Below are 11,994 nucleotides of genomic sequence, written 5' to 3' on the forward strand. Positions count from 1 at the left end.
TGATGTCGACGGCGGATCGGAATCGAGAGGTGCCGAAGATGGACGACTCGGAGATTGACATGACGAAGCTGAACAAGCTGTTCGGACTGATCGGAATCGTCGGTGGCGCTGCCGCCGCGTTCGGTCAGTTCCGCAAAGCCCGCAAGAGTTCGGATCGGCTGGAACTGGCCCACGCTCTGACCAACCTGGCCGTGACCGTCACCGGTGCCGCACTGTTCGCGCGCAGCCTCAGGAAGGACGACCAGGAGTGACCGCAGTGGCCGAGCTGATGGACTACGACGAGGTGCTCGCCACCTTCGATCCGGTGTTGGGGTTGGAGGTGCACGTCGAGCTCTCCACCGTCACCAAGATGTTCTGTGGCTGCCCCACCGAGTTCGGTGCCGAGCCCAACACCCAGGTGTGCCAGACCTGCCTGGGGATGCCGGGCGCGCTTCCCGTCGTCAACGGCAAAGCGGTGGAGTCGGCGATCCGGATCGGGTTGGCGCTGAACTGCGAGATCGCGCCCTGGTGCCGGTTCGCCAGGAAGAACTACTTCTACCCCGACATGCCGAAGAACTTCCAGACCTCGCAGTACGACGAGCCGATCGCCTTCAACGGCTACCTCGACGTGGTGCTGGAGGACGGCGAGACGGTCCGGGTCGAGATCGAGCGGGCGCACATGGAGGAGGACACCGGTAAGTCGCTGCACGTCGGCGGGGCCACCGGTCGAATCCACGGCGCCGAGCACTCCCTGCTCGACTACAACCGGGCCGGGGTGCCGCTCGTCGAGATCGTGACGAAGCCGATCGTCGGCGCCGGTGCCAGGGCACCCGAGGTGGCCAAGGCCTATGTCGGGGCGCTGCGGGATCTGCTGAAGTCGCTGGGCGTCTCGGACGTGCGGATGGACCAGGGCTCGCTGCGGTGCGACGCGAACGTCTCGTTGATGCCGAAGGGCACGACGGTGTTCGGTACCCGCACCGAGACCAAGAACGTGAACTCGCTGCGCAGCGTCGAGCGGGCGGTGCGCTTCGAGATGCGCAGGCAGGCCGTGCTGCTGACCCAGGGCGATTCGATCCGCCAGGAGACCAGGCACTTCGAGGAGGCATCCGGCTCGACGCGGGCGGGGCGACCGAAGGAGACCTCGGAGGACTACCGCTACTTCCCCGAGCCCGACCTGGTGCCGATCGCGCCGTCGGCCGAGTGGGTCGAGCAGCTGCGGTCCACCCTGGGCGAACCGCCCGCCGAGCGGCGCAAGCGGATCCAGGCAGAGTGGTCGCTCTCCGACGCCGAGCTGCGCGACCTGGAGAACGCGGGTGCGGTCGATCTGGTCGCCGCGACGGTGGCCGAGGGCGCGTCCTCGGACGAGGCTCGGTCCTGGTGGGTGTCCTACCTGCTGGCGCAGGCCAACCAGCGTGAGGTGGAGCTCGCCGCGCTGCCGATCACCCCTGCGCAGGTCGCCAGGGTGGTGGCCCTGGTCTCCGAGGGCGCGTTGACCAACAAGCTGGCCCGACAGGTCGTCGACGGGGTGCTCGCAGGCGAGGGCGAGCCGGACGAGGTCGTCGCGGCCCGAGGGCTCAAGGTCGTCTCCGACGAGTCGGCGTTGCAGACCGCGGTGGCCGAGGCGCTGGCGGCGAACCCGGACGTGGCCGAGAAGATCCGTGGCGGCAAGGTCGCGGCGGCAGGCGCCATCGTGGGTGCCGTGATGAAGGCGACCAAGGGCCAGGCCGACGCGAAGCGGGTGCGTGAACTCGTGCTGGCGGCCGCAGGCGTCGAGGGCTGAGTACCCATCGGATCCGGCGAGGCCACGGGCGGTTCGCACGCCCCGGCCTCGTCGGATCCCGCCCGCCGGTCGGCGGTGCTAGTCCTTGCCGCCCTCGCTGCCGGTGGGCACCCGGTCGATGAGGATCACGCGGTCGTCGCTGCTGGTCGGCTCGGCACCGTCCTTGTTCTCGGTGCCCACCCAGACGTAGTCCTCGACCCCGGCTGCGGCAGCGGAGAACCGGCCGAACTCGCCTTCGACAGTGGTCCTCGGCGGGTTGATGAAGGTCGACTCCGGGCCCAGGTCGAAGTTGATCAGCGATTCGTGGTCGCTCGTGAACACCAGCAGCATGTCGGCCCACGCCGCGCAGCCTGCGACGCCGGGTCGCTCCGGCCAGTTCCAGGCGGGCTCGCCGAGTGGGCTGCCCGGGTCCACCTGGTAGAGCAGATCGCGTTCCTCGGCTCGGTCGGTCACCCAGATCGTCTCGCCCGTCATCGGCTGGCACAGGCCTGCGGGCCCGACGAGTCCGCTGGTGATCACGGGCGTTTCCGGGTCCGGGTTGTCGGCGGCAGGCGCGCCGTAACCGTCGATGCGCAGCAGTTTGCCCGCCAGGGATTCCGGATCGGTCGCGGCCGCCGGGTCGGCGGTGGAGCCCGTGGCCACCAGTAGCGCACCGCGAAGATCGCGCCCGAGCGCTCCCATGGGATCGCGGGGTAGTCCGGTCAGCACCGGTTTGGGTTCGTCGCCCGCCGCGATCCGCACGACCCGGTTGTCCTCCGGCGTGCTCAGGTAGGCGTAGAGCAGGCTGTCCTCGGCGTAGTTGGGCGACAGTGCGATGCCGAGCAGGCCGCCTCCTCCCTCGGAGGCGTCGACGTCGAGGGTGGCGAACTCCGCCTCGGGCTCCGACTTGTCCTCGGGCTCCAAGCCCCACCGCACCCTGATGATCCGGCCGGTGGCTCGTTCCGCCACCAGGGCCTGTTCGCCGTCGGGGAGGACCGCGACCCCGGAGACCGGCTCCAGACAGGTCGCAACGACAGCAGGGTCGTAGTCGACACAGCCGTCCGGTGGCGGGATCTCCGTGGCGGAGGTCTCGGGAGCCGGAACGCCGGGCTGTTCGTCGGGGAACCTCGGGGCGTTGTCCGGCACCGCAGGAGGCGGCGGTTCGGGCTCCCATTCGGCACGGCTGAACTGTTCGTGTTCGGAGACGTCGGCGCAGCCCGCCGCGACCAATCCGAGCACGAGGAACACCGCGAGGACGGCCGGGCGGCTGACGAGGCCGCGTCTCGCTCTGCTCGGCATGTCCGCGAGCCTAGGCGGCGGCCGGTGAGCGGTGGGTGAGTGGTGTGCGATGCCGCCCTGCTGCGCGGCGTCGGGAGCCGTCGTGCCGTTGTCTGTGGTCCGGCGGCGCTCAGGGGGCCGCATGCTCGATCTCCGCACGGTGCAGCGCACGTTGCACCCCGGCGGCCCGTTCCACCAGCAGCGAGGCCTCGGCCAGGATCTCCTCGGGGGCCTCCAACGGGATGAAATGCGAGGCATCCAGGATGCGCAGCCGGGCCTGCGGCAGCGGCCCCACCGATTGGATGAGTGCCCGCCGGTCGGAGACCAGGTCATGACGCCCCACCATCGCGGTCACCGGGCACCGCAGATCGGCGATGGCCAACGGCGGCACCGAACCGATGGCCTGCAACAGGGTGGGGTACCAGTCCCAGTCCAGCCGCAGGAACGGCCGCAACACCTCGGCGACCAACTCCGGGTCGCTGGTCGGCAGCAACACGCCGCTACGGCGCAACACCGCCGCGAGTTGTTCGGCGGGCAGCCTCGGAAGCGTGGCCCCCAACATCGGGGCACTCAGTCGCAGGGCGTCCAGGCCACCGGAGGCGACCCGACCGACCAGACCGCCCGCCCGGAGCGGACCCTGCCCGGCGGAGCCTCGGAACAGGCCGGTGACGAGGTCCGCCGCCGCGCCCCACGGGCCCCGGACGGTGGCCAGCAGGTCACCGGGCGGCCCCGCGATCATCATGAGGCCGGTGATCCGATCGGGGAGCGTGCGAGCCAGCTCGGCCGCGATGGTCGCGCCGGAGGACCAGCCGATCACCGGCGTGCGCTCGATGCCCGCCTCGTCGAGGACCGCCACCGCGTCCGCGACGTGGTCGTCCAGCGTGATGTCGGTCGGGTCGGCCGGCTTGGCTGAGCCGTAGGTGCCCCGGTAGTGCCAGCCGAGGGCGTGGAGTCGGGCATCGGCGGCGGTGAGGCTCGGCCATGCCTGCGCGGGTGCTCCGATGGCGCCACACACCAACACTGGTGGGCCCGACGCCGCGCCGCGCCAACTCACCAGTGCGGTTCCGTCGCCCGAGATCGTGCTGCCTTCCCGCATCACGGAGAAGTCTGCCCCATCGGGCACGGATCCGACCGTTGGACAGGCTGGATCGGCGCTCGACCCGGCCGCGCCTGCCGAGACGAGAGTCCACAGTCCGTGCGGTCCAGCTTCGGAGGTAGCCCGCCGGTCGGGTTACGGTGGCTGCCGTGACGACAATCGTTCTTGTCCCTAACGAACGAGGGCTGCAGGCGCTGGCGGAGACCCCCGGGGTACGCGCGGTGCAATACGCGCCGGGCGAGAGGTTCCCGGCCGAGGCCGCCGATGCCGAGGTGTTGGTGCCAGGTTTCCTCTCGGCGGGCGCCGTGGAGGCGTTGGGCGAGACCATGCCGAGGCTTCGCCTGATCCAGCTGCTGTCGGCCGGCGCGGAGGTCTGGCTGCCGCGAACCCCACCGGGGGTGTGGCTCAGCACCGCGCGCGGGGCACACGGAGGCAGCACCGCCGAGTGGGCTCTGGCCGCGATCCTGGCGATCTATCGAGAGCTGCCCACCTTCGAGATCCGCAGGCAGCAACGCAACTGGGATCAACACGGCACCGACACACTGCAGGGCAAGCGGGTGCTGGTGCTGGGCGCGGGCGATCTGGGCCGGGAGATGCGTCGCAGGCTCGATGCCTCGGACGCACACACCACCTTCGTCGCGCGCACCCCGCGCGACGGCGTCCACGGACTGGCCGACCTGCCGGAACTGCTGCCCCAACACGATGTCGTCGTCGTGATGGTGCCGCTCACCGCCGAGACCACGGGTCTGGTCGATCGCGAATTCCTCGCCGCCATGCCCGATCAGGCGATCCTGGTCAACGCCGCACGCGGTCTGGTCGTAGACACCGACGCGCTGGTGGCCGAGCTGACCGCCGGGCGTCTGCGGGCGGCGTTGGACGTCACCGATCCCGAACCACTGCCTGCGGACCATCCGCTGTGGACGGTGGACGGCCTGTTGCTCACGCCGCATGTCGGCGGCAGCACCCAGGGCGGCCAGGATCGCGCGTGGGCGATCGCCGCGCATCAGATCGGCCTGTTCGCCGCGGGCGAGGAACCGACGAATCTGGTGGCGGGCGAATACTGATTCGGCATCATCTGTCCGAACAGATCGGTGAGTGCCCGTTCGCAGCATTACCCTCGTCGGGGTGACGACGAATATGGACGCCTCCGAAACTCGGCCGCTTCCCGGATCGGCCGGGCACGAGGGCACCGACCCCGGCCCGGCGATCGGGCTGCTGCTGCTCCGGCTGGTCGTCGGCGGCCTGTTCATCGCCTCGGGGACCGAGAAGTTCTTCGGCTGGGCAGGCACTCCCGGCCGGGAGGGCTTCGCCGACAGCCTCGCGGGCTTCGGGTTCACTCAGCCCGGGCTGTTGGCGACCATCACGGCGGTCGTCGAGATCGTCGCCGGATTGCTGCTGATCATCGGCCTGTTGAGTGCGTTGGCTGCGGTTCCGCTGCTCGGGATCTCGGTGGCGGGAGTGGTGTTCCGCTTCGAGGAGGGGCTGTTCCTCACCGACACGGGCGGCTTCGCCTTCGAACTGTTGCTCGCCGCAGCGACGGCGGCACTGGTCTTCTCCGGGCCGGGTCGTTTCGCGCTGGACAACGGCAGGCCGTACTTCAAGTTCCCGCTGCGCAGTGCCATCGTCTTCCTGGCGCTGGGCGGGATCATCACGGCAGTGGTGCTATTCCTGTTCCGCTGATTGGATAGGCGCACGGAGCATCGTCGATATTCGTAGGTCGTTCTCGGTGCGCCGTCTCGGCTGGTGATGCCGGTTCGAGTTCGCTTCACGGCGATGAATTCCGGTGTCCGGCTCTCGCCTCGACGGTGGTCCTGGCTCTACGCTGCCGGCCGTGACTAACTCCGACGACGGATTAGGCCGAGCCGCAGGCCCATACGGCAGGCGGCAGGTCGATGATCACGATTATTTCGGGCTCGATGCAGCCGCCGCCAGGGTCGCCTCCCGGCCCGGCTACACGGGCCCGGAGCTGAACCTTGCGCCGGAACGCACCGGCAGACACGCGATGGTGGAATCGCACGACGATGTCGATCGTGTCCGCCGCCGGGAACCGGCGCCCGAACCCGAGTTCCAACGGGACGACGATCCCTATCTCGTGGATGTGGCGGACCACGACGTCCTCTATACCCATGGCGACGACGATGACGATCGATACGCCGCCTCGACACCCGACCACGAGCCGGCGCGCACCACCGGATCGGAGCGGGCACGCAGACCCGAGGCCTCGGTGCGGGCGGAGCGGGACGACGACGAGTACGACGAGTACGACGAGTACGAGGACTCCGACGACGCATCGGACCAGCGACGCTCCTCGTTGACCGAGCCCGAACGGCTCGACGACTGGGATCCCCGGCCGAAGCTGCCCTCCAACGGGGGCGCCGACCTAGGTCTGCTGATCTTGCGTCTGGTGCTCGCCGGTGTCTTCATCACTCATGGCCTGCAGAAGGTGGCCGGGCTCTTCGGCGGCCCGGGCATCGATGGGTTCGCCGACTATCTGACCGGTGTCGGTTTCCAACAGGCCGAGATCCTGGCGTGGGTCACCGGCGTGACCGAGGTGGCCGGTGGCGCACTCCTCGTGCTGGGACTGGCCACGCCGCTCGCGGCTGCGGGTCTGCTCGCCGTGATGGCCAACGCCGTGTTGATCAAGTTCGCCGAGGGTTTCCTCCTCACCGCTGACGGCGGATTCGAGTACGAGGTGGTGCTGGCAGGCATGGCCGCCGCACTGCTGTTCGCCGGTCCCGGTCGCGTGGCACTGGACAACGGCCGCGGCTGGTTCCGGCATCCGCTCATCACCGGGTTCAGCTGCCTCGCCGTGGCGACCGGTGCCGGTGCCGCCGTCTACTTCCTCCTGCGCTGATCGCCTGCCTGCCGTCTCGTCTTCGAACCGGCGTCCGTCGGGGTATGTCCGACGCCGGTTCGAAGACGGACTCGAAACACTCGGTCTCGGCGCTGTGCGTGGGTGCAGCATTGCCGCGCATCGAATGGGCATCGGCATTCGCGGGCGGCGGTCGACATTGCTTTCCGTCGCGAGGATCAACGGATTTCACCCGGGTAGTCGAGCCGGCGAATCGGGGATTCTCACGGTGGGTGTTCCTCTGATCTCGGCGGTGATCTCGAGTTCCGATCGGCCGTCGACGAATAGTCTTCTGGCTCCGCCCGACCTCCGTTGCAGGTAGTCCGGCCGCGCGGTCGAATTCCGGTCGGGAGATCGTCGGCGGCTGCGGGTTCAACCGGCCGGTGGGTCGCGACCGAACCCCGCTGCCCGTCACCGGATGCGTCGCCGATCGGGTGAGGCGATCGCTTCGGTAGCGTCATGACGACGTCGACGGACAAGCCAGGGGAGCCCATGGAGCCGTTAGAACCCGACGACCCGCAGATCATCGGTCGGTACCGACTGGTCGGGCGGCTCGGGGCCGGGGGAATGGGCCGGGTCTATCTCGCGCTCTCCTCGGACGGCAGAGTCGTCGCCATCAAATTGATTCATCAACAACATGTGGCCGAACCGATGTTCCGCAGCCGGTTCCGTCGAGAGGTCGAGGCCGCACGTCTGGTCAGTGGCGCCTACACGGCAGCGGTGATGGACGCCGACGCCGAGGCCGAACAGCCCTGGTTGGCCACGGTGTACGTGCCGGGTCCCTCGTTGCGGGAGGTGATCCGCAGCCACGGCCCGCTGTCGGTCTCCTCGGTGCGCACCCTGGCGGCAGGCTTGGCCGCGGCCCTGCGCGAGGTACACCGAGTCGGGCTGATCCACCGGGATCTCACCCCGGCCAACGTGCTGCTCACCGACGATGGGCCTCGGGTCATCGACTTCGGGATCACCAGGGCGGTCGATTCCGGTACCGAGCTGACCGCAACCGGCCTGATCATCGGCTCACCGGGTTTCATGTCGCCGGAACAGGTCGAGGGCAAGGATCTGACCCCGGCCTCCGACGTCTTCTCCTTCGGCGCGGGGCTCTTCTTCGCCGCTGTGGGCAGCGGCCCCTTCGGCAAGGTCTCGTCGGCGGCGCTGCTGTACCGCGTCGTGCACACCGATCCGCTCTTCGACCAACTGCCTGCCGAGCTGCGGCCGCTCGTCGAGCCGTGCCTGTCCAGGAACCCGGCGCAGCGGCCCACCCCGGAACAGTTGTTGGACCTGCTCGGCCCGGTGCGCGGTGGGGCATCCTGGTTGCCCGGCCCAGTACGAGATCTCATCGAGAACCAGAATCACCAACTCCGGGTACTGCGGGATGGCACGGCCGCCTATGCGGACGCGGGCGACCCCGACATGACGGCCCGCGTCGGCAGGCAGATCGTGCAGAACCACGCCAGGAACGCGGCGCAGTCCTCGGTGCGGGCTGGGAACAGCGCAGGGGTTGGCGCACCGAACCCCGGGCCCGCATCGGCCGCACCGGGCACCCCGCCGGGTTCCTGGACGGGATGGGCCCCTATGCCGCAGCAGAATCGGGCCAACCATCCGCCTACCGGTCCGTCAGCGCCATCGATGGTCATGAAGGCGCCGAGGCAGCGCCTCTCGCCGACCTCGGCCAAGTACGCGGCGATCACCGTCTCGTTGGTCGTCGTGGTCGTGGTCATCGTGTCGATCCTCATCGCGTTGACGCGCACCTCCAACCAGGCGGCCGACCCGAATGCAGGCGGGCAGGACCCGAACCAGGCCGACTTCGACGACGGGACCACGGGGTCCGATCACGGTGAAACCGGCTACGACGATGCACCGCTGCCCTCGGAGTTCATCGGCCAGTGGACCGCGACCGTCACCCCGGTCGACGGCGAGGGCGCCCATTCCTATGCGGTGCTCGTGCTGGGCGAGGGCGAGGTGGGTGACCAGGTCGGTACCTTCCTCCGGTTCGTCTCGGGTTGCAGTGCCGCGATGGAACTGGTCTCGGTCACGGACGACACCGCCGTGTTCACCGAGGTCGATCAGTACAGCCAGGCCGATGGCCACACCTGCTCGCAGCCCGAGAGCACGACGCTGACCCTCGACGAGGCGGGCACCCTGCACTACGAGACGAGTGACCCCGCCCGAAGCGCGACCTTCGAGCCCGGGATGGAGGAGGTCCCCGAAGGGTTGTACGGAACCTGGTCGGGCACCGTGGACGGCGTCGAGTACCCGGACTCCGCAGAGACCTCCTCGGTCGCGGCGGAGATCGAGGTGGTCGCGGGCGCCCTCGGATCGGCCGAGGTATACGTCAAACTCGGCGAGGGATGCCATCACGCCTCGACCATCGCCTTCGCGGCGCAGGGCTGGGTCGCGGCCAGACAGACCCGGGTCGCCGGCGGTGGTTGCCCCCTGGTGCCGGTCAACGAGGTCCTGCTGATCGACGATTCCGGCCAGTTGCAGTACCGGGGAACCAATCCGAAGCTGTCCGGGACCTTCGGTCTGTCCTGATGCGGTTGGAGGACTTATCGAATTCGACGTCGATTCGATATGGCCTTCGCTCGACGTGCAGGGCGAAGGTCACCGCCGAACCGCTGGCAAGAGTGATACCGATCGAGCGGCCTAGGATGCAAGGCAACCGAAAGGCGTGAGGCGAGGCGACTTCGTTCTGTTGCGCGGGCGTGTTATTCCGCCGGAATCGGGGGCCGGTGTGACGGTGTGTGTGGGGAGGACGAGGGGATCGCCAGCGTCAGAGGTCGACGTCGGAGAACGACGCAGGGGAGATCATGGAGCCGCTAGCGCTCGGCGATCCACAGAACATCGGTCGATACAGGCTGGTCGGGAGACTCGGAGCCGGCGGGATGGGGCGCGTCTACCTGGCGTTGTCCCCGGATGGTCGGGTCGTCGCGATCAAGGTGATCCATCAACAGCATGTGGCCGACCCGATGTTCCGCAACCGGTTCCGGCGTGAGGTCGAGGCTGCCCGCCGGGTGAGCGGTGCCTATACCGCAGCGGTGATGGATGCCGACGCCGAGGCGGAACTGCCTTGGCTGGCCACCGTGTATGTCCCCGGTCCTTCGCTGCGGGCGGCCGTCCGAACGCATGGGCCGCTTCCGATCCTCTCGGTGCACGCACTGGCCGTCGGGTTGGCGGCCGCGCTGCGCGAGGTGCACCGCGCCGGACTCATCCACCGGGATCTCACCCCGGCCAACGTGCTGCTGACCGACGACGGGCCTCGGGTCATCGACTTCGGGATCACCAGGGCGGTCGAGACCGGTGCGGAGCTGACCGGCACCGGTCTGCTGATCGGATCGCCGGGTTTCATGTCACCGGAACAGGTCGAGGGACGCGACTTGAGCCCCGCGTCCGACGTCTTCTCTCTCGGCGCCACGCTGTACTTCGCCGCCGTCGGGACCGGCCCGTTCGGCAAGGTGTCCTCGGCCTCGCTGCTCTACCGGGTCGTGCACACCGATCCGCTGCTCGGCGAACTGCCATCGGAGCTGTTGCCCATCATCGAGCCCTGCCTCGCGAGGAAGCCCGAAGCGCGCCCCTCGTCGGAGCAACTGCTGGACCGGCTCGGCTCGGTGCGGGGTGGACTGGCCTGGTTACCCGGAACGGTCCGCGACCTCATCGAACGGCAGAACGAGCAGCTCCGCATCCTGCGGGACGGGGCAGAACCCGTCGATGACGACGATGCCGATGTCACGGCCCGAGTCGACCGACCGAGTAGGCATGCGCCGGTCACCCGGCCTCAGACGCAGCCGGCCCATCCCGGCCAGTCGCACCCGAATCCGCCCCGCTGGGTACCCGGTCCGGGACACCCGGCGGATCCGGGCGGCAGCGCAGCTGGAGCGAGGTCGGGCAGTATGCCGGAGCGATCCGGGGCGGGTACCCAGCTGTCGCCGCTCTTCGGCCCGCCTGGAGCGGACCGGGCTCGGAACTCGAATACCGTAGCGAGATACGTCGCCATCGCCCTCTCGCTGATCACCGTGGTGACCGTCGCCGTGGTGAGTCTCATCGCTGCCACGAATCGTGGGCGACAGGATGCGGGTGGCTCGCCTGGTGATTCGAGTGCGGAAGGTTCCGAGCAGACAGCGGACCCGCCCGAGGATCAGCCGATGCCGACGGACGCATCGGCAGGCGAACAACTGCCGGATACCTTCCACGGAGAATGGACCGGCTGGGTGATGCCCATCGACGAGGACCCCGACGACTACTTTCACGCGGTGCTCGACCTAGGCGAGAGTGCGTTCGGCGACGCGGCAGGCTCCGTACTGGACTTCATGGCCGACTGCACGACCGACCTCGAGTTGACCGGTCTGACGGAAGACACGGCGACGTTCTCGACCGTCGAACCGGAGAACCAGGACGAGGTCTGCCCTCGTCAACCCGAGACGACGACGTTGACGCTCGACGACGACGTGATCTATTACCAGACCACCGAGCCTGCCTCCACCTCGATCCTCACCCGGCCACTCGCCGAGATCCCCGAAGAGCTGCGCGGCGTCTGGGTCGGCACCGTCGAGGGGGCACGATATGGGGATTCCGAGGCCACGACGGAGGTCGACACGGTGGTGGAGATCACCGGTGGGGCGGTCGACGAGGCGGAGCTGCGTGTCCACTTCGACGGAGACTGCCACCATGTCTCGGAGATCGTCTTCGCGGACCCGAACTGGATCGTCGCCCGACACGAGGGCGCCCAGCCGCAGGGATGTCCGAGCGTGCCCGCCCGCGAGAACATGCACCTACTCGATCCGGATGGCGCTGGCTATAACGGCACCGCTCCCACGATGGAAGGCCAATTGGACAACAGTGCCGATGGCGACCTCGGAGGTTGAGATCCGATCTCGATTCGGCCTCGCCTGGGTCGTAACGTGCCGATCGAGATCGGCACATCGGCGGTCTTGGCGAGGGTGACGCCATCGAGAAGGCATGATCGGAGTCTGATGGGGTGACCACGGACGCAACGCCCCTCTCGGACCTCGTATTCGGGAACGATTAACGGAATCC

At 68.8% G+C, this 11,994-nt stretch carries 9 protein-coding genes; 7 read left to right on the forward strand and 2 right to left on the reverse strand.

The annotated features are described in order from the left end of the window. Positions 1–59: 59 nt before the first annotated feature. Positions 60–251, forward strand: a complete 192-nt coding sequence (locus tag BKA25_RS04420; RefSeq protein WP_069854036.1) for a hypothetical protein — start codon at positions 60–62, stop codon at positions 249–251. Beyond that, positions 248–1,759, forward strand: a complete 1,512-nt coding sequence (gene gatB / locus BKA25_RS04425; protein ID WP_069851885.1) for an Asp-tRNA(Asn)/Glu-tRNA(Gln) amidotransferase subunit GatB — start codon at positions 248–250, stop codon at positions 1,757–1,759. Before BKA25_RS04420 ends, gatB begins: the two co-directional genes overlap by 4 nt. Before the next feature lie 78 nt (positions 1,760–1,837). Here gatB and BKA25_RS04430 read toward each other — a convergent pair whose 3' ends face one another. Together BKA25_RS04430 and BKA25_RS04435 are read right to left on the reverse strand one after the other, a co-directional pair. Continuing rightward, entirely contained in the window at positions 1,838–3,037 is a 1,200-nt protein-coding gene (locus BKA25_RS04430) for a PQQ-dependent sugar dehydrogenase (protein ID WP_069851883.1), read from the reverse strand. A 109-nt stretch (positions 3,038–3,146) separates the two neighbouring features. Beyond that, complete coding sequence (locus BKA25_RS04435; protein ID WP_157421256.1) at positions 3,147–4,139, reverse strand: alpha/beta hydrolase; 993 nt, start codon at positions 4,137–4,139, stop codon at positions 3,147–3,149. Between the two features lie 122 nt (positions 4,140–4,261). Between BKA25_RS04435 and BKA25_RS04440 the strand changes: the two genes are divergently transcribed. The 5 genes from BKA25_RS04440 to BKA25_RS04460 all read left to right on the forward strand — a co-directional run bounded on the left by BKA25_RS04440 (position 4,262) and on the right by BKA25_RS04460 (position 11,822). Further along, on the forward strand, positions 4,262–5,176 hold the full coding sequence (locus BKA25_RS04440) for a 2-hydroxyacid dehydrogenase (RefSeq protein ID WP_069854035.1): 915 nt from the start codon (positions 4,262–4,264) through the stop codon (positions 5,174–5,176). A gap of 61 nt (positions 5,177–5,237) precedes the next feature. Then, the gene (locus BKA25_RS04445) at positions 5,238–5,792 is read left to right on the forward strand and encodes a DoxX family protein (protein ID WP_157421255.1); all 555 of its coding nucleotides are present in this window, start codon (positions 5,238–5,240) and stop codon (positions 5,790–5,792) included. A 151-nt stretch (positions 5,793–5,943) separates the two neighbouring features. Continuing rightward, on the forward strand, positions 5,944–6,966 hold the full coding sequence (locus BKA25_RS04450; protein WP_069851877.1) for a DoxX family protein: 1,023 nt from the start codon (positions 5,944–5,946) through the stop codon (positions 6,964–6,966). Positions 6,967–7,422: 456 nt separating this feature from the next. Beyond that, positions 7,423–9,495: a serine/threonine-protein kinase gene (locus BKA25_RS04455; RefSeq protein ID WP_084643360.1), complete on the forward strand. Its 2,073-nt coding sequence runs from the start codon at positions 7,423–7,425 to the stop codon at positions 9,493–9,495. Between the two features lie 275 nt (positions 9,496–9,770). Further along, positions 9,771–11,822, forward strand: a complete 2,052-nt coding sequence (locus tag BKA25_RS04460; RefSeq protein WP_069851874.1) for a serine/threonine-protein kinase — start codon at positions 9,771–9,773, stop codon at positions 11,820–11,822. The last annotated feature ends 172 nt before the right edge of the window (positions 11,823–11,994 follow it).

This window comes from Actinoalloteichus hymeniacidonis (genome assembly GCF_014203365.1).
Lineage (GTDB): Bacteria > Actinomycetota > Actinomycetes > Mycobacteriales > Pseudonocardiaceae > Actinoalloteichus_A > Actinoalloteichus_A hymeniacidonis.